The following is a 22,690-nucleotide window of genomic DNA, read 5'->3' on the forward strand; positions in this document are numbered from 1 at the left end:
ACCATTGTGTTCGTAGAGCATGATCGGGAATTTCACGACCGTGTCGCCACGAAAACGATTGAACTCGGTGGGGGTTAGATTTATGCAAAGTGACTTGGAGTTAAATATGATTTCAACGACAGAAAGCTTTACAAACATCTTTTTATATTGAACTGACGGGACACGATAGCTAAATAAACAACAGGAAAAGGCAGCCAGACTATCGGCTGCCTTATCTCAACTAACGGGCAGGTTAGTTTAAGTAAAAAATAGCTTAAGTAAAAAATACCAATCGGTATGTAAGCTTATTTGTTATAATCACCTTGTTATGTAAATTTGTTGGAAGTTGGAGTGATTCACAATGACTAATGCTCACTACATATTAGATGAAGAATTTGAGTTAGTAAAAGCAAACTATAGGGAATTTTCAATTCACTATGCAACTTATCGAGAAAACATATTTTTCAGGCAAAGTTGGGAAAGAAGATTAACTATTTTCGATGCAGATACTTCTTGTTACTGGATTTTATTTAAGAGGCAACGAGTTGGCGGAGTTTGCATTGAACCCAATTCATTGTCCGCACTTTTTTTGGAACCACCGTTTGTTGATATGTCCTTAGTGCTGGCTAAGTTAAAACGGCTTCTGTTGCAATGTTCTGATTTAGATAAACCAATTCATGCATATGGAATACTACCTTATCAGACAGAACATTTTTTGCGTTTAGGTTTTTTACCTTCAGAATCTCGACGTGTAATGATAAGACCAACTGAACGGTTTGAATCAAAAGATTGGGAAGAAGGATTTGAAATTTTAAGCCCATCTTTGGAACACTTAGATAAAATTGCTGAGGTGCTTTTTGAATCTTATTTGGGCACTGATAGTATTGGTTATCCATCAGATAATACGATCGAAGAACAGAGGGCATCTCTCGAGTATTACTTTGAAAATAACAAAACAGAATTATTGAATACGGCATCAAGTATCGTAATTGATAAATCTAATGACCAATTGATTGCAGTCTGCTTAGTCTCGTTATGGGAAGACCTTCCGTTAATATCAGATATTGCAGTGCTTCCCAAATATCGAGGCAAGCAGATCGCAACAAAGTTGTTAAAGAAAGCATCGACAACATTGTTTGAAGAATATGATATTATTCGTCTTTTTGTAACCATAGGAAACTCGGCGGAATCACTTTACTTTAATCTTGGCTTTTATCCTAGGCTTGATCAAACTACATTTCAACTGTCGCATAGAAGCAGATGATTGAACTAACGGGACACTATAGTTCAAATAATCAGGGAGCAGATCGCTATGGGCAGCTGCTCCCTTTCGCTTTGAAGTAACAGTCAGGATAACATAATAGAAAAACCATTTTTCATTGACTGTAAATAGTTAGATTTGTATGATTACTATGATACTAAGATCTATCGAAGGTGAGGTTTTCACATGTCGCCATGCATTCATTTTATTAAATTGAGGTAACAACCGGAGTTTGAGAAAAGTTTATTTTATTGTTCAATCACGACACAATTACCAAGGAGAACTCATGGACCCAAAAATAAAATCAATGTTCCTGGACGAACATGTTATAGAAGGCGCTGTGCTGTTTGGCGTCAACCCAAAGGAGCTGACTTTCATTGGGGGCTTTCAGAACTTTATTTATTCCTATTATCGTGATGAATTGAAATATATTCTCCGTTTTACCCCGAGTACTCTTCGTACGCGGGACGGACTTACAGCTGAAATTGAATGGATCCATTATCTTTCTAATAATGGTTTGTCAGTCTCAGATTCGGTATCTTCGGTTGGTGGTAATGACTTCGAACGAATTCAAGGTGATATGATCGATTTCTACGTGACCTCCTTCAGACATGCACCCGGTCGTAAAATTGGTTACCCAGAATGTCTAAGAAATTCATTGCTTTATGAAAAATGCGGTCGCATGACCAGTCGTCTCCACGATCTTGCTAAGCAGTATAAGCCTACAGTCAAAAGACATACGTGGGAGAATAATGAATATCTCTTACGTGCCAGAAATCATATACCTTCAGAGCATCAACCAGTTCTTCATGCCCTTGATGAACTTAAATTACAGTTGGCTAGTCTGCCAGTTACAGCTGATAATTTTGGATTAATTCACGGTGATATCAATGTAGGAAATTTCACAGTAGATGAATCTGGAGGAATAACGCTTTTCGATTTCGACGAATGTCAGTACAGTTGGTATACCGAAGACATTGCCATTCAGTTATATTATTTATTGTATGTTTTCGGGGAAGATTCGAAGTCCGAACGGAAGGTACAGTACGAGCTTTTCATTAAACATTTCGAGCTAGGCTATACAGAGAATGACCGACAAATGCCTGACGGCTGGAAGGAACAGCTTCGACTCTTCCTTAGACTACGAGAAATTATTGTTTTCGTTGGTATGCAACGGAGCTGGGATTTGAGTCAACCAGACAATTGGACACGCGATTTTTTGCAAGATAGTCTAATGCGGATTACAAAAGGAATTTCGTTGATTGACGAGTTTTGATTACCTTACATGAAAGATATTATTGAACTAACGGGACACGATAGAGCAAAACAATCGATTAAAACCTCCCATTTGATGAAAACCTAGAATTAATAGGTCTTATGGGAGGTTTTATTATGAATTTGAGAGAGTTATGGAGACTTTACGAAGCAGATAAACGAATCCAGGGGTTTAGTCCACTTACATTAAAAGCTTATACTTTGCAGCTAAGGATGCTGGTCGGCGAACTAGGTGATCTTAATATTGGAGAAGTCACTTTACAACTGTTGAAGGAATACTTGGCAAAACAATCCGGCCGATTAAAGCCAAGCAGTTTAGGACATCGCATCCGCTTTGTTCGCTCCCTTTTTCGCTTTGCATATGAAGAAGGTTACCTCGGAACGAACCCCTCTCTCAAATTAAGAGAGCCCAAGATGGATAAACGCATACCGAAATTTTTAATTGAGGAAGATGTGATCCATCTGAAAATCTCTTGTCTATCTCCTCGAGAACGAGCTTTACTTGAGTTTCTATATAGTACCGGCTGCCGTGTTGGGGAGGTACAGAAGATAAACATCGAAGATCTTAACTGGGAGAATTGCTCTGCAATTGTAAACGGGAAAGGTTCCAAACAGAGGGAGATTTACTTCACCACAGAATGCAAAGTTTGGTTGAAGAAGTACCTGGCAAGTCGTGATGACTTATGTAAAGCATTGTTTGTGACGGATACGCATCCTACCCGAAGAATGGCGATTCCGACGATTAGGTGGGCATTAAAGAGACTAGCAGATCGAGGAGAAATTGAGGCTAATGTGTACCCACACCGTTTTCGACATACCTATGCATGTCAGTTACTGGATAACGGAGCACCGTTGGAGTTTATACAAGGCATGCTGGGCCACGAGAAAGCATCGACCACTCAAATATATGCCCAGTTGCGTGGGGAGCGCAGACGAGAGCTATATCGCCGGTTCTTTTAGTACCAGACCCCATAAATCGATAAATACACCAAATTGGTCAGTTATCGGAACTGAAGTAACTGTCAGAGTAGCATAAAAAGCACTTCCATTCTTCGATTGTAACCATTCCCTGTAATTAACGTAATAATCAAAACTAGGATAATTGGAAAGGCGGATCAAGTATGAAGCTTTTTATCTATCTTGGAATTATTCTTATTTTTGTTTCTGGTCTTTGCATTGGAGCATGGACGACTGGTTACCAACAAAGAAGTAATTTTCATTCAGAACCTAAGGTAGACCGTGAAATAAAGAACAAAGTTGCTATATGGTCAGCTTTAGCGGGAGTCGTATCGTTTGCAGTTGCAGGTTTAATGTATTTATTTATCTAACTGGTATTGGTACGTATGTAATATACTCCTTTTATTATCAAAAGAAGAAGTGATTGATTATCAGAACACTTGAGACGGAACGATATACTTGAGGAAACTCGAGATTGGTGATATTAAGGTGTTATCTAAGGTTCTCTCTAATCCTGAATCCATGCAATATTATCCACATCCATTTAGCAAAGAGAAGGTAGAAAAATAGCGAAACCTATTCGGATGATCTATAGCAGCAGTTATTAAGTTAACGGGACACGATAGTTCAGACAACTAGGGAGCAGACCGCTACGAGCAGTTGCTCCCTTTCGCATTGAAGTAACGGGCAGGTTAGTTGAGAAACAATCGTCCGTCAAAATACTACGCTTATGGCGATAGTTGATGTCGAGAAATACGTGATATGTCATCTTGCAGATGGTGGACATGACCTTGTCGCAAAAAATACTACAGCAAATAATCGGGATGTAGCGCCGTTATAATACCAGCTTTCTTGTACAAATAAAGGATAACCAATAATTAATCTTTGATGACTGCTTAAAAGAAGAGCGATTTCAGTATTGATCTCTTTTGGCGTCATGGACACGATATGCCTCCAATTGAATAGCGAAAAAGCACTGCAAACATGAGGGTGATATCTTCATTGTTTGCGGTGCTTCTGCATTAATATGATTTGAGAATAATTTATCATAAGTTTATCGTATTATAAATACTTACATATCTGCAAAACTGATCCATATAGCAGATTATGGTCGTGAAGGTAAACCAGTAGGTTTTGATTACACAGATCACCGAGCAGTCGATATGTGAAAAACAATCTCATTAATGATGTCTTCGTCCATTTTTTAAATTAGTTATTATGCAAAATAAAAAAATATGTTATTGGAAAGTGTATGATCAGTAATATATTTAATTTGAAAATTTAGAAAATATTTATTACTATTAAACTGAACTATAGAAAAAAGCTGTTGAGAAAAGCATTATAAGCAAATCATTAGGAACATTTGTCATGTGTCAAAAACGACATTCGGTTTTTAATGCTAAAAACAAGTATTGACGACATATTCTATTGGTAAAATCATAATTGTATTAGATAATACCCCTACCTGTATCTATCATGCCAAATATCTTCAATTTATTTTAGGTGTGATTTCTCGACAGATCTTTGTATTTTTACTTCCTTACAATCCACAATTATTTATTCTAGAAGGCTTTGTAAGGTGACTCAGTTCCGATGATATTATTAAAGTGTTCTATCATGCTATAGATATCATCTACAGAAACTCTCGAACTTTTATAGAAAACATTGTACTTGATCTATGAAGATCATTGACCGATTTTGCTTTTGATGGAATCCAAACATTAGCAAATCATTAGTTCAACTTATATGGAAAGGAATTTATACAAAATGAAGTTTCAATCATTACATACAGATGGTGATCTTCAGAAGCAGGAGTTGACGAAGAAACGCAATTTTTCAGTTCGAATTAATTTGTTCTTTTTTATAACGTTTGTTTTGTTTTCTATATTGCTCGTACGATTAGCAATTCTTCAGTTTGTTGAAGGTAAGGAGCTGGCCGCGGCGAAGAACAAGCTGCTCTATCGCCCGATGCAAATTGCGCCGATTCGCGGAAATATTTATGACAAGGACTCGTTTCCGCTAGCTTATACGGTATCAGTGCAGTCTCTATTCTTCCGTGTTGAGGTTGGACAGAGCAAGATGCAGGATGAAGTGATTGCACTGGCATATGAGTTGGAGAAAATTTTCAAAGAAAAAGGGAATCCTGGCTCTCAAATGCCAACTGCGGAAGAAATCATTACGGCTATGGATGTGGGGTATAACCTTAACAAAATAGAGACAAAAGGTCCAGGTTCGATATGGATACCAAGACGAATTAAGGCTGATCTATCAAAGCAGGAGATTGCATATATCATGGAGCATCGTGATGAGTTCAAATGGCTGGAAGTTTCAGAGGAGAGTATTCGTACGTACTCAACCGAGGAAGATGGAACTGCCATTGCTGCGCAGTTGGTTGGATACATGCGTCCGTATAGCGCGGGGAGAGAGGAAAAATCGGGCTTAGCGAAATATAAAGATCCAGAGCTGGCAAATGAATATGTTCCGGAAGAATTTGTCGGATTTGACGGTATTGAGTTGATGTATCAAGATGAGCTCCGAGGTAAATCAGGCACGAAGAAATATCCGGTTAATGCTGCCGATCGCATTATCGGTAAGCCTGAAATTACAAAGCCTGAGAAGGGGCATAATCTGTATTTGACGATTCAGAAGGACATTCAGACTATCACGGAAAAGGCCATTATGGATCATACTGCATATATGCGCTCGATGAGTTCCAGTAACAAATACTACAATAATCCGAATGCTTATACAGGCTATGCGGTAGCTATGGAAGTTAAGACAGGCAAGGTAGTTGCCATGGCATCTATGCCTGACTATGATACGAACATTTGGATTCCAAGCATCTCATGGAAAAATTATAAAGAAATTCTACCGATCATTAATAACGGAACGATTCGCACTGCTTTTCCAAAGCTACCGCCTGAGGAGAGTACGAAGCGAATGAGTTCGATCGTGTATATGGGCTCGGTTATTAAACCGTTATCTATATTGATTGGTCTGAACGAAGGACTAATTACTCCGAATACGAAATATAACGATACAGGATCTTTTTCTTACGGTATGGTAGGGAAGCAAGCCACGATTACTAATTCAGGGGGGAAAGCAAACGGCTTAATAGGACCAACAGACGGAGTTCGTGTATCTTCCAACACATACATGGCTGCGATGATCGGTCAAAAGCTTTATGATCGTGACAAAATGGATGGGATTGCGGTTTGGGATGAATATTTGCATAAGTTTGGACTAGGTGTTGTAACAGGCAGTGATCTACCTTATGAGGATGAAGGTATTAGTGAATATCAGGATCTAGCCAAAACAGAGGGCTCCTTATCAGCACTTGTGCGTGCTTCATGGGGACAGAATGAGAAGTATACAACGCTTCAATTAGCTCAATATGTAGCTACTTTAGCCTCTAAAGGTAAAAGAATGGAGCCGCAATTTGTGGAGAAAGTCACCACTTATGAGGGTGAGGTCTTACAGACCTTTGAACCAGTTGTATTAGACGATACTAAGTTTCCAGATGAATATTGGAATATAATAATCAAGGGGATGAGAGATGTTAGTAAGCAAGGCTTTGAAGATGTGAATTACACTGTGGCAACTAAGACCGGAACATCAACACAAGAGCTGAAAGGACAGAAAGTCGATAATGCTGTATTTATTGCCTATGCTCCAATTGAGGATCCCACTCTAGCGGTTGCAATAGTAGTCCCGGAAGGTGGTTTTGGCTCTTATGGGGCGGCCCCGATTGCTCGTAAGATTTTTGATGCGTATGATCAATATATTGGATTAAATAGAGTTGTTAAGCAATCTAATTAAGAGATAATGTCGCGATTAACAGTTAAATTATTGTTCAAAAGAAAGAGGGTGTCCCACTTTGGACACCGTTTTTTGCGTGTGTGGGGTGTCCGTATGCACACATTATCTAGTTGGAGATTGTTCAACTGAAGGAGGGGCAAGTAACCTTCGTAGTTAGGATACCGACGTGGAAAAATCTGCGCGTAGAAGCGCATCGACGAAGAGTGAATTTGGATTATTTTGTATGCAAGATCATATTGTAGTAGAATGAAGAAAACAAGCTAGAAATCAAAGAAATATTATTTTTAGGAGGATTTTAATGAAAAAAGTATTATCTCTTATCATATGTATTTTTTTATTAGCTTTAACAGGTTGTCAAAATAATTCAGAAAATACTGACAAAGTTAATGCAGAAAATTTCATAACAGATTATTTACAGAATGTATCTTTAAAGAAGGCTGATGAAGCTTTTGCAATGATAGACCCAAGTAACTTACCGCCTAAATCAGATTATTCTAACAGTATAATGAATGCAAATATAAGTAATATAAAAATATTGAAATCAGTAAAAAATAAAGATAATTCATTTGTTGTTACTATGAGTTATACTGACGATGGCAAAACATTTAATGTTCCTTTTTCAACAAAAATTAATGATGACAGATGGGTTGTTATCTTACAAACTGATCCTACTAAAGGCCAAATAGTTGATCCAGTAAATTAAATAACTCTGATGAGTAGGTTTTTGAAGCTAATTTAAGCTTAAAAATCAAACAATTACAATTCTAAAGAAGACTATCAAACAACCAAATAAAAGAGGTTGATCTATAGTGTTGAAGTCGATCTTTTTAATTTAATTTGGTTCAACATTTGCTCAAAACAAAGTGAAACGGTAAAGATACATTGCTGATTTTTTTAAAAAAATAAAGTAGGGAATCGGATCAATTCCTTATCATCCGAAAAAATGAATTGAAATCGGTTAATGTTGGTACATTTGTGTCTTTAATGTTGGTGGATTTGTGTCCTTAGACAATAGATGTCTAAAGACACAAATGTGCCTACATATCTTTCTCGAGAAGAGCTTATTAAATCAGGCTTTTCTTTTTTTATGTAGGCACATTTGTGTCAATAAAAAATGCACAAATGTGCCTACATTGTGGTTTATTGACACAAAGTTACCTACATTGTCGCGGATGTAGGTTTATGTAGTAGGTAATCATGTTATCTCATTGAGCTTTACCAGCTAATAGCTTGTCAAGATTCCCAGCAAAGTAAACCAAAATCATGTGGTATAGTTAAAATAAGTATGCCAAATAACCCTCCAAGTCAGTCTGCGTTTTTGGAAGGTTATACCAATATACTTTTATTAAATCGGACGAAATGCCTTCTTACTTTTCAAGATGGCATGGAGCCAATGAACCAGCTTATTTGCACATGCGACCAAAGCTACTTTATGCGGCTTTCCTTCGGCTCTCTTGCGATCGTAAAACTCTTTGATTCGCATATTACGAGAACGGATAAGTCCGCACTGGACAGCCAAAACTAGCGCATAACGAAGTTGCCGAGAACCACGTTTGGTGATTCGATTTCGGGTTGCCGTAAACTTACCTGAAGCGAAGACACTCGGGTCGATGCCTGCGAAGGCGACCAGTTTTTTAGGATGATCAAATCGGTCGACTTCTCCAATTTCCGATAAAATTGTTGCAGCAATTTTATGGCCAATACCGGGAATCGACTGGATTAAATCATATTCTTCAATTTCTTTAGCTAGGGCATCTATGTTTTGTTCCAACTCAGCTAGATGCTCCTGATACTGAAGAATAAAGGTGATCAGGGTATTTAAATTAATTAAGTGGCTTGTGTACTGGTTTTTTTGGGATAAACGAAATGATTCATTTAGTGAATTTTTGGCGAAATAATTATAAATTTTTATTAAAATATACCAAAAAATAACTATGTATTTATTATTAAAATTTCATTATAATTGCTAAGGCTTACAAATCATTACAGGAGGGAGATTATTAACATGCAGAACAAAATCAAAAAGAAATGGGCGACTATCTTTGTGATATGTCTTTTTTTATTTGGGACTTTATCACAAGCTCTTGCAAAAACTGAAGAACCATCAGTCATGCCTACAGTTACACCAACCCCCATCGCTCCAACTAATCCACCGAGCGACAACAATGTAACACCTGAGACTGACAAAGAATCACCTCAGATTGACAATGAGACACCACAAACATCACCAGAGTCTTTACCAGAAGCATTAGAAGAAACAGAAACAAACAAAGAACAATCTGCTCTTACCGAGCAAGATCCTGCGGAATCAGTTCTTACCGCAGCCCCGCCTTTATCTGGACAAGCAGTCTATACGTATGATCCTAGCGGTAGATTAAGTACGATTGCTTTGCCAGACAGAACCACAATACATTTCCAATATGATGACAACAACAATTTAATAAGCATTAACCCCTGATAATACAAAAGAGGAGTTCGTCTTTCCCCATGAAAAAAATTACATTTATCATCTTAACAGTTGTACTATTTATTACTTCCATTCCAGTCGATCCATCAACTGCTTATGCATCAATACAGCAATCGAGTGTTAAACCATTAAAAAAACACCCCAAAAAAAGTGGCAAATGGGATGGGATCGTTGATAAGCCCAATATCAAAACACCTCCTATAAAACACAGACAACCTAACGAATATGTGATCGATGAACGTCCAGCCTACACGGATGCAAATAGGTCAGAGGGTAGTGTACCTGACCCATCCCAAGAGACAACAACAGAAGCACTTAAACAATCTCCTGGCATCATGTCTCCCCTAACTACACAAGTATCTGCTCCTATCGAAGAAGCCGTGAATAATGCTTCAATCAATATATCAAGTGCACCTTACAATATTGATACTTTTGGCGAACAAGTTTCAACGCTTGATGGCAGTCTCACGATTGAGAGAACAGACATGGTATTACCAGGTCGAAATGGTATGGGGTTCGAACTTAAGAGAACATACAACAGTACCTCTGCCCAATTACATGAAATGGATATTAATACAACTACAGGCGCAAATAGAGTCACAACGCCTTATGATTTCAAGCAATTTCCACTTGGAGTAGGTTGGAGATTTAATATATCTTCCATAGAAACCAAGACTATCGGAACCAAGCAGATGAAATATCTGCATTTAGAAGATGGTGGAGTATATGAGATTGATGCGAACCTCAAACTGATAGGTTATCCATGGAAAGATCTTGTATTATCCACGAATACATCCATCAGCTCACAAGGCAAAACAAGTGCGTATGTATTGGAAAATGTCGTAACCGGCATCAAACAATATTTTAGCGCTGATGGCAAGCTTATCGATATGCGTGATTTAAGTAATAATAAAATCCAATTCAAATATATACAGCAAGGCAATTATGGCGAAGTGCTGACGAACATTTACGACGATGCAGGTAATGCAATCACAATAACGTATTTACCTGACAAAGTTGTTATCGAATTGAATTATGGGACAGCTGAGACGGTAACCTTGTTAAAATATTCAAGTATCGATGCCTATCATAATCGCAATGTGGAATATCTCTATAGTGAAACGGATCCAGCAGGCAGGAAAACTGGATATTATTACAGTGTCAAAAACGCCAATTTTAACTTAAACGGAACAAATCCATCTTTAAACAACTCATATGGGTTAATCAGTGAGGTTTGGCATCCTTCGCAAGCGAAAACCTTGTATGTCTACGATTACTCACCAACTACCAGATATATTTCCCAGAACGCTGTAAACCAAGTCTACCGACTGAAACAACGTTGGGATGCACCAATTAATGGGACAGCAGAAGATGCGGGTCAAGTAAAGTTACAGACGATAAATTATGTAGGGGACATGGCTGCTTCGTACGGAAGCAATACCACTTTCCAAACACAGCTTGTTAATCAAGTTGATGATAAGCAAGTAACAACTGTATATGATATGGAACGCGAGCATATAAGCGTTGATCCCAAGCTGGACACGCCTGTTCGATATTATTCCACGAAAGTAACAACCAAGTTACCGAATGAGAATTTCATTACGGAGTATACGCCACTCAAAGAGAAACGTGCGGATTTACCCAAGTCTACAGTTTCTTACACAGAGAAAAGCGGGGTCAAGTCCGCCGAAAATCGACAATCTATAGTTTATGATGACTTTGGTCAATTAGATAAAACTTATGAACGGATTGAATCATCCGGAACCACAGCATTAACTGATTATACGTATGATAGTCGGAATCTACTGACCCAAATTTCAGAAGATATCGATGTGAACAAGAAGAGGATTACGAATTACACATATAACACGCAAAAAGAACTATTAAGTGAAACCGTGTCTGAGCAGAATCTAAGCGGAACAACTGTGTTATCCGAAGTGAATTACACGCTTGATAATTACGGCAATCCGATTCTTAAAACCATTACAAGTGATGGTGGCAAGATCTTTGTCGATTATGAATATGACACACGTTTCAATGCTTTCTTGACCAAACAGACCAATGACATGATGGATCCTAATTTCACCAGATCTGAAGTGATTCGTGAAACAACTTATGATACTGCGACAGGTTTGCTTAAATCGATTAAAGATGGCAATGGGAATACAACTAGTTACGAATATGACAAAATAGGCCGGGTTACCAAAATCACAAATCCTGACGGCACAACACAAACAGCGCTTTATCAGGATGATGTGAACCAGATTGTGTACACCGATGAAACCAAGGTCAAAACGACTCAAAACTTCAACGTATATGGCTGGCCACGTCAAAATTATCTCGATAATGAACGAAATAAGACTGAACAGTTCTACGATATAAATGGCCGAGTTGTGGAACAAGTGGATGCCGCAGGCAGCACCTTATATGCATATGATGAAGCCAGTCGTCTGAAGCATATTACGAATCCTAGTCTAGAAAGTACACTCATTTCTTACGATTCGATCGCCAATACCCAAACCGTTACGACACCAGATGGTGGAAATTACAAGGAAACATATGGTCTCTATGGTGAAGTGTTGCGCTCTGAAGAAATATGGAATGGAAATCCAAAACTTCCGACGAAATACACTTATGATTATGAGGGACGAGTTCGCAACACATTAGAACATTATGCTTTCAAATCCGACGCATATAATCTAACTACCAATGAGTATGACGCATTAGGCCAATTGATCTCCGTTACCAATCCCAAGAACGAGAAGACTTCCTACTCGTACACAAGATTAGGTCAATTAAAACAAGTGAAGTACCCGGACAGAAACTATATTGAGAAAGTATATGATCAAAGTGGAAACCTTCTAATTGAAACGGATGCGAATAAAAAGAAAAGCATGCATTGGTACGACAAAGAAGGTAACCAGAACAAACTTCAGGATCGAGCAGGAAATACGTTTACGTACGAATTTGACAATCGCGATCGGTTAAAAAAGAAAACAGCAACGAATATCGTATCTGGAACAAATGATCCCAATGTGTCATTCACTTATGATACTGCTGGTCGTAGAAAGTCCATGACGGATGTAACCGGGACAACAATGCTCAACTATGATACAGCTACGGGTTCACTTACATCGATTAAATATCCAGATGAGAAACAAACAAGCTATGCATATGACAATGCAGGACAAGTTACACAAGTAACCGATCCATTTGGCAAGACAACAAAGTATGCTTATGAGAATGGATATGTGACAAAAGCAGGAGAAGATTTAATCAATCCTGATGCTGCTTTCACCTATAAGCTAAGCAGACCCGAGAAAGCTTCTTATAATGGAGGGAAATTCTCATCCAATTTAACGTACAAAGAAAGTAATCTAACGGGAATTACACAAACAACAGCTGATGGACAAGCGCTAAACAGTTACGGTTACGAATATGATCATTATGGGAATATAACCAAACTGATCGAGAATAATGCAGTCATTTCAAATCTGACGTATGACTCGATGCACCGCGTACAGACGAACAGCATGTTCAACGAGACGTATAATTACAATAATCGAGGTAATCGTCAAACGCTGCAGTCTGATCAATTACCGGCAATTCCGCAAAATCAATATAAGTATGATAGCCGTGACCAATTGACTGAGGTAACTACGCCATCTTCTGAGAAAGTATCCTATGTATACAACGGCGATGGTTTAATGGTGAATCGTATCCAATCTGATCCGCAAACAGGTGCCGAGCAGAAAAACTCGAAGTATTACTATGATGCGGATGCCAATATTATCGCGGAAGAAACAACCGAAGGACAAACAACGAAGCAATACAGCTATATTCGAAGTGGAAGTTCACTCATTGCCAAAGTCGATCCATCAGGGGAGAAACAGTACTTCTTGCATAACGGACATGGTGATGTGGTATCTGTAACTGATGCTCAAGGCAATAAACTGGTTGATTACAAGTATGATATTTGGGGAGAATTGTTATCTAAGAGTGGTCCAAACGCAAGTTCAGACGACAATGCGTTCCAATACTCCGGCGAATATTACGACGAGACAACGGGTTTGCAGTACCTGCGGGCACGATGGTATGATCCAAGTATCGGGAGATTTATACAAGAGGATACGTATGAGGGGGAGCTAGATAATCCGCTTAATTTGAATTTGTATACGTATGTGGAGAATAATCCTTTAAAATATGTGGATCCAAGTGGAAATGTATTGGATACAATTTTAGATATTGGTAGTGCAGTATGGAGCTTAGGCCAGCTGATTATAAATCCAAGTTGGGAAAATGCTGGATACTTGGCTTGGGATATGGGAGCAGCAGTTGTTCCATTTGTTCCCGGTTCTTATGTAGCAAAGGGAGCTAAAACGATATCGAAAATAAATGATATCGTTAAAACACCTACACCTAAGGTTAAGCCTAAATCCACACCTACACCTACGGTTTCTAAGCCAAAATCTAAGATTGCGAATAATACACAGGCTTCCACTAAGGCTAAAAATGTAGGTAAGGGTACGGGAAAAGGTATCGTATACAAGCGAACCAATGTTAAGACCGGAGATGAATACATTGGTCAAGCTAAAAGTATGGAACGTTATGGAAAGAGACAGGCTGAGCATAGTAGAGCGAATAAAAACGCAAGGTATGAGTTTGAGGAAGTAGGAAGAGCTAAGCCAGGAAAAGCCCTTAACGTGTTGGAACAGAAAAAAATAAATGAATACGGTGGATTAAAGAAAAATGGTGGTACTCTAGAGAATAAAAGGAATCAGATAAGTGAAAAGAAATGGAAACAAAACGGGATTCTACCTGTAAACAAGAAAAAGTAAGGAGTGAATCGAATTGACTCGAAGAAAGAAATCTGAAATAGCAGTTACGATTGGTGATGTGTTTGCCATTCCGTTAGGTGAAAACAAATTCGGCTACGGTCAAGTGGTTGGTGGTGGCCATCCCAAAGCATATATTATTTATGACGTTACTGCAGTCACACATCCTGAGATAAATGACATAGTCAGTAGTAAAATTGTTTTTTTCACACATACTGTGGATGTTCCGATTGAAGAAGGTGACTGGATTTTAATTGGAAATACAGATGTGCCCTACGGAATATTATTTCCTGAGTATGTTGTTGACACACCAAATGGGTATTATGTTACAGATTTTAAAGGTAATTTAATACGTCATGCGACTGAAAACGAGAAAGAGATTTTGAATACCCGTAAATCAATTTCCCCTGCAATCTTGGAGGATGCAGTTAAAGCACAATATGGATTTGAAGAATGGTATCCGTATCTTGAGAAATTAAAATATAAATATTAATTTCAAAGTTAACCTTGATTGGCTTCTTGCCTTTCAAGGTTTCTTTTTTTGGTGGGACTACACCCATGTTATACCGCTACAAAAATTTCTTGATTTCCTTTGTATACGCACGTAAATGCTTGAAAAGTATAACCAAAATAATGCTTAGGCGTTACATTAAATGGGTCGATTATTGTCAGATACCACCATAATTAACCTGTTTTTTGTTGCCTTCGTTTTCTTGCGTTTTTTTCAAATTCATTCGCAACAGTAGAATACCCTTCAACAATATAGAGGGTGGGATGGCAGTGGATCGCAACTTTAACGATGGACACCACGACAACTGTAGTAAGGGCGGTGAACAAAGGAGGTTACTTTGTCCGCAACTTAACTGACCATAGCAACGATGATTACTGTGTCAAGAACAATCTGGTAACGTGCCAGTCAACATATACAGGTAAGGATACGTATTAGGCAAGCTACCTTGCCCTCTAATATAGTCCGAAATTCGTTAAAAATTTCGGTTGGGGGTCGAACATGGAAGTAATACAAGTTTCGATTGACCGCATTGTAGTAGGCTTTACGGATATATCCTGGGATTTCTTTAATCCCTTCCAACAACGTCTGCGACAGTATTTACATGCTACCTTTTGCTTGAAGGAGAAGGGATTTAAGTACCATTTACATGTAAGAGATAGTGGGCATTACCTACACATCTCCTATCAACTTACCTTTATTCCTAAGTCGAGAAAGAATACGCTAAGAATCGAGTGCCATCCTGATAATCTAGTTCATTTCTATTCATGGCTGTAGCCATTAAAGGACTACGCCGGAGCAATATTATTTGTCCGATGTGATGTAGACTTTGACATCCCGTTACCTATATCAGAGTTGTTAGCTTTATCGCTTATAGGGCGGAACATACACACTGTCTTCTTGATCCAGACTGTAAATTCTAGAATTGAAGATGGCATTTGGGAAGTAATAGGGAATGCACCAATACCAAGTATTAAATTTCCTGTTTATAAAGTAGAGACTGAAGACGGCTATATGTTGGTAGACCATACTGGAGATATTATTATGGAAAACCCTAGACCATTAGATATTGATGAGGTCAAAGAGTTGGAATCTTGGTCTCCCGTCAGTCTGGAAAAAGCAGTAAAAGCCAGGTTCAATACTAGTGAATGGGATACTTACTATGAAAATTTAATCTATGTTAAATAGTTCATATTCTTTTAATCTTGATTGGCTTTGTGTCTCGGTATGGAATTCGGGGGAGAGACGTTCCAATGCAATCTACTCCAGATGCAAAGTTCGATCATTACAAAGAAAACAGAGGAAAAATTGAACGATCACCCGTTATTTATTACATGTGTGGTAGACAGAAATATAGAGTCGATCACGCAGATCATAGAATGCCGAGTACTAGACATACCATTCCTCATTTACATGAATATAGATATGGTCGAGGTTATGAAAAAGGTAAGGAAGTTAAATAGTAAAGGTGGCTCAATCTATGGATTTCATAAAGAACTTTAAATTAATTTCCGATAAACTACCCCAATTTGCAGAAGAAAATGTAAGTTTTATTGATTTTGTTAATTATTATATAGATTATAATAATTATTATGAAAATGCATCATTTTTGGAGGTTGGTTATGTTTATGATGATCAACTTCAACAAAAAAGGTTGAAATTTGTGCTTAAATTCAATGAAGTAAGCTCTTTATCTTTATCAGGATTTGGTGGGAGCTTTAATCAGATATCAGGTTTTAAAATAGATGATTTAAGAGACCGAAATTGGGATAATGAAGTAAGATATTATGTTCATGATTATGAAAATGGAACAATGCATTTTTATTGTAGTTCAATAGAAGTTCTTTCTGTTGAAGAATTGTTCGTCTAAACATTAACTATCATAAGTAAGGTTACTTACTTGATATAGAAGAATAACAAGAAAAACCTCATGAGAGTAATTTGAAATGCACCCCTTAGAATAGACATTGGAATAAACCGCTGGGTTTACCGATGAAATTCTAGGGGGTGCATTTTATTTGCCAGCAAAGAAGGGTCAAAACACTAGTGGAAACGGAAAAGAAATAAAGTTCTTGTCATTTATGAGATAAAGTTCTTGTCAACCGACATCGCTAGCTAGTCGTGGTATTAAACAGTTTTATAGACATATGTACAAAATACGGATTTTGTGAAGATATCTACAAATACAATAAGTAATTACGTGGATTTAATTACTTATTGTATTTGTCATAATCTACTTGTTGTGCAATGGAAACAGCCGTTTCAATATTTTCTTTTTCCAAAGCATTACTAATTTCTTTTGCTTCTTCCTGCCAATCAGGACCAAATAACAACAAGTAGTTCTGGAAATCTTCTAGATACCTTTTTTTATCTGTTTCAAGTTGAATTAATCGTTGAAATACATGAAACATTAGATCAATAGGAAAAATATACAAATAGCGATCTTCTTCAATTATTTCTTTTAATATCGATGCATCTTGAGTACATTTTAATTCTATTTCAATCTTTTCCATTGTATCTTTGATTTTTTTATTGACTGATATTAATTGTACTTCGCTCAATTCATTCCGGTTTACTCCCATGAGTGAACGAATTGTATTTACAAGTTCCTTAATCATATTTCTTCACCTCATTTTGGATAATAAGTCGAAATACTAATGAGGTTCTAGATTTAATTAATCTGGCAACATCCTTTAGTATTTCTCCTTCAATTTCATTCATTGATCCGTATCCTTGTACACTTCCAGTTCTATGAGTCCGATTATAACTGTGTCCACTATTGATTTGTACGTTATTCCCATCTAGATCATACGTTCTCCTCATATGAGTGCCAGACCCTTTTTCAGACTTTATTTCAGACTTTATTTCAGGCTTGTTAAGTTCCCCTTTGCCCTTATCTACTTTTCTAACCTTTATTGGCTTAGAACCTCATAATTTATTTACTAATTTTTTTCCAGCCGTTTTTACAACAGGCGTCAGATCTTTAATAGCAATTCTAGCACCCAAATATATCAACCAAGGATTATGTCCACTTGAATCAACATACTTCAGTGGATTGTTTTCCACATACGTATACAAATTTAAACTAAGAGGATCGTCTAGTTCCCCTGCATACGTATCCTCTTGTATAAACCTTCCGATAATTGGATCATACCACCGTGCCCGCAGGTACTGCAATCCTGTCGTCTCGTTGAAAATTTCACCAGCGTATTGGAAAGCATTGTCGTCTGAACTCACATTCGGTCCACTCTTAGATAACAATTCTCCCCAAATATCTTACTTGTAATCCACTAGCTTATTTMCTTGGGCATCAGTTACAGATACGACATCACCATGTCCGTTTTGCAAATAATACTGTTTGTCACCTGATGAATCGAATTTGGCAATGAGTGCGCTACCACTTCGGATATAGCTGTATAGCTTGGTAGTTTGCCCTTCAGTTGTTTCTTCCGCGATGATATTGGCATTTGCATCATAATAATACTTCGAAGTACTGGATAGAAAAAACAACCTTGAAGAGATTTCTCTTCAAGGCACAAAATAAACAAGTTTTTGTAACACTATTTTATATACATATCTAATCTATCTGATTCAAGAAACTGTAATAAGGACTCACTCACCGCCCCAAACTCAGCAAAATTCTTACGACCTTGGGCAAGTGTCATATGGTTAGGTGAACTATAGTATAAGGGATTTAAGTTACCATCGTCTTCCCAATAGCAAACTGGACAGATATCGTACTCGCCCTTTGTTTGAAGTGTCTTAAATTCACAACACGGACAAGTAAAAAGTTCATCGACTAATCCCTCTACCTCGTAGTTAGAATGCAGGATTTCTGAAACTCGTTTTGATAAATATTCGTTTCTTACTCCAAGATATTTTTTACTCAAAGCTACAAATATCAATGTATTGTAGCTTTCATCCTTAGCATCTCTTTGTGGCTCATCAAAACGAAGTATTTCTGTCCTTAATGCTTCCGACAATCTATAATATTCTGAATGCTCTTGGTCTATACCCCACCAGTCAAATAGAATCTCTTGACGTGTTCTATCAGACATACCGTCAATTGTTGAGTTTATAATAATGCTTATAGCTTCATCTCGTTTCAACTTACCTCACCTCACTTAATTACGGCCACCGAGCGATTTTTGCAAGATCAATTGCCGCCTTAAAAGGATCAGCAACTCGACCGTCATCCTTATAAAAGGTCCGTATTTGTCGATCTTTAATATGACCTATAAGTACACGACCAGTTGATGAATCATATTTTACAAGGAAATTTCCAACAACCTTTTCTTTAATTGTGGACTTTCTAAAAAACGGGAAAATCTGGTGCTAGATTTACATCTATAATTAGGTTAATAATTGAGCTATATTCTTGTAAAGAAGTTATACGACTACTTTAAAGGAGAGAAATAAATGTCAAAAATAAAACTATTAACAATATTAATTGTAATTGTAATAGTCATATCATCTTTTGTATACATAGCTAGAAAAGACGCAATTTCTATTGCTATTAAAGCTCAGGGTAAAGGAAGTTATGTTGCGACAAAAACGGAAATTGTTTGGTTTAAACTGTCCCCGTATTGGAGCATTAGTCTTGAAGGAGATGATGGAGATAAGAAAACATTAATGATTGACCCCTTCTTCAGAGAAGTATTTGCGGAAGCTGGGTATTGAACAATAAAAAGGAAAGTTAATAAATGTTAGACAGAATTATACTAATGATTTTGCATCAACAAGAGAAGTTGTTGAAACTAATAAAGAAACATCTAGTACGGTGTTTACAACAACTTTCCTCATCCTTCACTAATTTAAGGTATTATAAACTCATTCGACAAATAGAAGGTTTATGTTGATGACCCGTTGCAGTGATCTTATAAAAGTAACCCGATGACGGCATACAGAATGTGTGAAATCCCTTCGATATCAACAGAACTAATTGCAACAGCATTGAAAACATCAAAGCATTCATATACCCCACCTTTAGTATTAGAGCCGCAAAATTGACATCTCCCATATCGTTCCAACTTTACTCCCTTTATTTGTGCCTGACGTTCAATATCTTGCATGAAATCACCTCATTCATTGTGCCGAATAATATTTTGAACACCATTCGTATACTTAATCTCCCTTTAGCTTAATAACGGATTAAGGAATTCATTGACAGAATGCCTCTGTCGGGAATGAGATAATGTTATTGTCAAAATCGGGAATTAGATAAAGTTCTTGTCAATCAGCCATGATAACAACTTTATCCCATAAAACAAAAATACCGCAATTTACGCGGTATTTAATGAGATAATGTTATTGTCACCCAACATCAATTTATCCATATTATTAACTGCTTTTCGCATTTCTTCATCTGTTAAGTGTGTATAAATCATTGTCGTATGTATTGATGATTTAGTCTATTACAGCCGGGATAATACATTCCTTAATCAGTGTCCACCTATCACGAGGATTCATGATGAATTCTGATGCAATTGCTACGATCAGGTCTTTTTCTGGAATGCAACAAATGACATTACCGCCATCGCCTAGTGCTGAGTAAGTAGAAACTCCGTCCTCTTCGCGTAACCACCATAGATAACCGTATTTGTTGGGGTTCATCGCTGTTGATTCGTCTATCCATGTCTCCGAAATAATTTGATTATTGTCCCAAATGCCACGGTTTAGATATAAATAACCAAATCGTGCCATGTCATGAGGAGTTAGCGTAAGTCCCCATCCTCCTGTCGAGTTATGGTTTGGATCTTTAACCCATCCTCTCACATTTGCCCCGAATAAATCTTCAAAGCCGAATGATTTCATTTCATAATCCGGGATTTCTTTCATGCCAATGGGTTTAAATAAGTATTCGTTAGCAAACTCACGGGCGCTTTTTCCAGTGGTACGAGTGATGATAGCTGAAAGCAGGTGCACCCCGGCGGTTGAATACTTAAAAGCTCCAATACTCCCCTTTTGACCCAGCATATCTAGCGTATACTTTATCCAGTCAGGCTCCATACACATCTTGTCCAGCGGTTCGTGCCAATCCTCAAATGGATATGGAGCGGTCATCGTGAGCAGATGGCGTATGGAGATTTCTCGTTTCTGCCGATCAGCAGCATCGGGAACATATTCGGGGAAAAAATCCAGCACCTTCTGGTCTACATTTTTAATATATCTTGCATCTATAGCAATACCAATGAGGGCAGATATGATATTTTTCGTTACAGATGCCACATGATGCGTATCATCCGGGCCATAGCCATTATAATATCTTTCATAAGCAATAGATCCATTTCTCACAACAACAATACCGTTTATATTGCTGTACTCGGATTTTATCATAGGTTCAAGCTCTGATAACTTTTCAGAATCCATTCTCAAGGTTGCCGGGTCTACGGCTTGCCATTCTGTAGTTGGCCAGTAATTTCTATTCATTATTAATACCTCCCGGTCATAGATTTCAAGCTCTATTTTTTCTTTATAGGAAAATACACCTCTGTAACAATACCCTCAGGAACGGTGGCTTGATTGGGGGCGGTTACATATATTTCATATGGTGATTTCACCAATTCATATCCTTCATTTTCTACCCATTCCCTCAACTTAGCATATACCGATGTCAATTCTGAATATGAACCCTTTAAAACAGACTTCGCACAAAGGCCTCCAGGCAAATCTCTCGTTCCCTTTACAATCTCCTCTATCGGGATGGCAAACTCTGTATCATTGCCGGCAGGATTGTATTCAGGGCTGTGATAAATAGTCATTGGCGTACCAAACACGGTGAGTTTTTCATTAGCAATCTTTTCATATAGCCTGTTAAAATACTTTCCATATCCAAGGGCATAGTCATCACTACTCATCATCTGACGCATATAAAGGATATTCATTGGCTGGGTTTCAACAAGTTGTACTTCTATGCTGTCAAGGTATGACATAATTGGTACTCCCTTCTCTAAATTTAAAATATCATTACTTATTTGTCTTAGGGTATATTCAAAAGTATTTAGCTTTTCCTGTATTTCCCTTCTCTTGCGATTAAGGGCAGAACAAAGATTCTCTTCTGATTGATCCTCTTCCAATTCCAGAATGGCTTTGATTTCTTCCAGAGAAAAATGATAGGATTTCAAACGGTTGATAAAGAGCATCTTATTTAGTTGCCTGATGGAATAATACCTATAACCGTTTTCAGGATTAATCTCATCAGGAGTAATTAATCCAATTTCATCATAATATCGAAGCGTTTTTGTAGATACTTCGCATATCTTCGAGAATTCTCCAATCGAAAGCAAGAGGTCACCTCCATTCTTCATATTTTTATACGGACTAAATGATTTAAGTATCGATACTTTGTTCAATTCTACTGTACACATTACCCTAAGGGCAAAGTCAACTGCAAAAGTATAATTCAATCAAAATAAAAAAAACCGCGATTTTGGTCATACCTGGTATTATCCCCTTTAAGTAGACACTCAAAAAAACCGTCATGTTATCATGAGGGTTGGGAGTGACTCTTGGAGGGGATATTTTTATGGCTAAAAAAGGACAATCATTTCAAACATATACAGAAGAATTCAAACTGAAGGCGGTCAAAG

The 22,690-nt window shown here is 37.6% G+C and carries 22 protein-coding genes and 1 pseudogene; 14 read left to right on the forward strand and 9 right to left on the reverse strand.

Annotated features, from left to right (window positions below):
- The first annotated feature begins 340 nt into the window (after positions 1-340).
- From AC1DOK_RS23295 to AC1DOK_RS23310, 4 genes are all read left to right on the forward strand, one after another.
- Positions 341-1,243 (forward strand): GNAT family N-acetyltransferase, encoded by a 903-nt coding sequence (locus AC1DOK_RS23295; protein WP_477556680.1) that lies wholly within the window; start codon positions 341-343, stop codon positions 1,241-1,243.
- Between the two features lie 283 nt (positions 1,244-1,526).
- Positions 1,527-2,516, forward strand: coding sequence for a phosphotransferase enzyme family protein (locus AC1DOK_RS23300; RefSeq protein WP_477556681.1), 990 nt, complete (start codon positions 1,527-1,529; stop codon positions 2,514-2,516).
- A gap of 116 nt (positions 2,517-2,632) precedes the next feature.
- Positions 2,633-3,475 (forward strand): tyrosine-type recombinase/integrase, encoded by an 843-nt coding sequence (locus tag AC1DOK_RS23305; protein WP_477556682.1) that lies wholly within the window; start codon positions 2,633-2,635, stop codon positions 3,473-3,475.
- Positions 3,476-3,636: 161 nt separating this feature from the next.
- Positions 3,637-3,843, forward strand: a complete 207-nt coding sequence (locus tag AC1DOK_RS23310; protein ID WP_477556683.1) for a DUF5316 family protein — start codon at positions 3,637-3,639, stop codon at positions 3,841-3,843.
- A 394-nt stretch (positions 3,844-4,237) separates the two neighbouring features.
- On the opposite strand, the gene AC1DOK_RS23315 is transcribed toward AC1DOK_RS23310, so the two are convergent.
- Positions 4,238-4,417 carry a hypothetical protein gene (locus AC1DOK_RS23315; protein WP_477556684.1) on the reverse strand — a complete coding sequence of 60 codons (180 nt, stop codon included), beginning with the start codon at positions 4,415-4,417 and terminating at the stop codon, positions 4,238-4,240.
- An 822-nt stretch (positions 4,418-5,239) separates the two neighbouring features.
- On the opposite strand from AC1DOK_RS23315, the gene AC1DOK_RS23320 reads away from it, so the two are divergent.
- Both AC1DOK_RS23320 and AC1DOK_RS23325 read left to right on the forward strand, forming a co-directional pair.
- Complete coding sequence (locus AC1DOK_RS23320; RefSeq protein WP_477556685.1) at positions 5,240-7,291, forward strand: peptidoglycan D,D-transpeptidase FtsI family protein; 2,052 nt, start codon at positions 5,240-5,242, stop codon at positions 7,289-7,291.
- A gap of 298 nt (positions 7,292-7,589) precedes the next feature.
- Positions 7,590-7,994, forward strand: a complete 405-nt coding sequence (locus AC1DOK_RS23325; RefSeq protein WP_477556686.1) for a hypothetical protein — start codon at positions 7,590-7,592, stop codon at positions 7,992-7,994.
- 642 nt (positions 7,995-8,636) lie between these two features.
- Here AC1DOK_RS23325 and AC1DOK_RS23330 read toward each other — a convergent pair.
- A pseudogene (locus tag AC1DOK_RS23330) lies at positions 8,637-9,146 on the reverse strand (IS110 family RNA-guided transposase); the annotation flags it as partial.
- A 150-nt stretch (positions 9,147-9,296) separates the two neighbouring features.
- Here AC1DOK_RS23330 and AC1DOK_RS23335 point away from each other — a divergent pair.
- From AC1DOK_RS23335 to AC1DOK_RS23365, 7 genes are all read left to right on the forward strand, one after another.
- Positions 9,297-9,749 (forward strand): hypothetical protein, encoded by a 453-nt coding sequence (locus AC1DOK_RS23335; RefSeq protein ID WP_477556687.1) that lies wholly within the window; start codon positions 9,297-9,299, stop codon positions 9,747-9,749.
- Between the two features lie 29 nt (positions 9,750-9,778).
- Positions 9,779-14,596 carry an RHS repeat-associated core domain-containing protein gene (locus tag AC1DOK_RS23340; RefSeq protein WP_477556688.1) on the forward strand — a complete coding sequence of 1,606 codons (4,818 nt, stop codon included), beginning with the start codon at positions 9,779-9,781 and terminating at the stop codon, positions 14,594-14,596.
- Between the two features lie 13 nt (positions 14,597-14,609).
- Positions 14,610-15,086, forward strand: a complete 477-nt coding sequence (locus AC1DOK_RS23345; protein ID WP_477556689.1) for an Imm26 family immunity protein — start codon at positions 14,610-14,612, stop codon at positions 15,084-15,086.
- 516 nt (positions 15,087-15,602) lie between these two features.
- Positions 15,603-15,878 (forward strand): hypothetical protein, encoded by a 276-nt coding sequence (locus AC1DOK_RS23350; protein WP_477556690.1) that lies wholly within the window; start codon positions 15,603-15,605, stop codon positions 15,876-15,878.
- 123 nt (positions 15,879-16,001) lie between these two features.
- Positions 16,002-16,289 carry a hypothetical protein gene (locus AC1DOK_RS23355; protein ID WP_477556691.1) on the forward strand — a complete coding sequence of 96 codons (288 nt, stop codon included), beginning with the start codon at positions 16,002-16,004 and terminating at the stop codon, positions 16,287-16,289.
- Between the two features lie 65 nt (positions 16,290-16,354).
- A complete protein-coding gene (locus AC1DOK_RS23360; RefSeq protein ID WP_477556692.1) occupies positions 16,355-16,564 on the forward strand; it encodes a hypothetical protein in 210 nt (69 codons plus the stop codon).
- Positions 16,565-16,581: 17 nt separating this feature from the next.
- Positions 16,582-16,971, forward strand: a complete 390-nt coding sequence (locus tag AC1DOK_RS23365) for a hypothetical protein (protein WP_477556693.1) — start codon at positions 16,582-16,584, stop codon at positions 16,969-16,971.
- A 340-nt stretch (positions 16,972-17,311) separates the two neighbouring features.
- Here the strand turns inward: AC1DOK_RS23365 and AC1DOK_RS23370 are convergent, their stop codons facing one another.
- The 4 genes from AC1DOK_RS23370 to AC1DOK_RS23385 form a co-directional block, all read right to left on the reverse strand.
- Entirely contained in the window at positions 17,312-17,719 is a 408-nt protein-coding gene (locus tag AC1DOK_RS23370) for a hypothetical protein (RefSeq protein WP_477556694.1), read from the reverse strand.
- 310 nt (positions 17,720-18,029) lie between these two features.
- Positions 18,030-18,362: an RHS repeat-associated core domain-containing protein gene (locus tag AC1DOK_RS23375; protein WP_477556695.1), complete on the reverse strand. Its 333-nt coding sequence runs from the start codon at positions 18,360-18,362 to the stop codon at positions 18,030-18,032.
- A gap of 15 nt (positions 18,363-18,377) precedes the next feature.
- Positions 18,378-18,611, reverse strand: coding sequence for a hypothetical protein (locus AC1DOK_RS23380; protein WP_477556696.1), 234 nt, complete (start codon positions 18,609-18,611; stop codon positions 18,378-18,380).
- A gap of 50 nt (positions 18,612-18,661) precedes the next feature.
- The gene (locus tag AC1DOK_RS23385; RefSeq protein WP_477556697.1) at positions 18,662-19,210 is read right to left on the reverse strand and encodes a CPCC family cysteine-rich protein; all 549 of its coding nucleotides are present in this window, start codon (positions 19,208-19,210) and stop codon (positions 18,662-18,664) included.
- A gap of 310 nt (positions 19,211-19,520) precedes the next feature.
- Here AC1DOK_RS23385 and AC1DOK_RS23390 point away from each other — a divergent pair, with 310 nt between their 5' ends.
- Positions 19,521-19,781, forward strand: a complete 261-nt coding sequence (locus AC1DOK_RS23390; RefSeq protein WP_477556698.1) for a hypothetical protein — start codon at positions 19,521-19,523, stop codon at positions 19,779-19,781.
- A gap of 197 nt (positions 19,782-19,978) precedes the next feature.
- Here the strand turns inward: AC1DOK_RS23390 and AC1DOK_RS23395 are convergent, their stop codons facing one another.
- From AC1DOK_RS23395 to AC1DOK_RS23405, 3 genes are all read right to left on the reverse strand, one after another.
- Complete coding sequence (locus tag AC1DOK_RS23395; protein WP_477556699.1) at positions 19,979-20,173, reverse strand: hypothetical protein; 195 nt, start codon at positions 20,171-20,173, stop codon at positions 19,979-19,981.
- Positions 20,174-20,507: 334 nt separating this feature from the next.
- On the reverse strand, positions 20,508-21,530 hold the full coding sequence (locus AC1DOK_RS23400) for a serine hydrolase domain-containing protein (RefSeq protein WP_477556700.1): 1,023 nt from the start codon (positions 21,528-21,530) through the stop codon (positions 20,508-20,510).
- Between the two features lie 32 nt (positions 21,531-21,562).
- Positions 21,563-22,387, reverse strand: a complete 825-nt coding sequence (locus AC1DOK_RS23405; RefSeq protein WP_477556701.1) for a MerR family transcriptional regulator — start codon at positions 22,385-22,387, stop codon at positions 21,563-21,565.
- Positions 22,388-22,690: the final 303 nt, after the last annotated feature.

This window comes from Paenibacillus sp. P5_B5 (genome assembly GCF_056400365.1).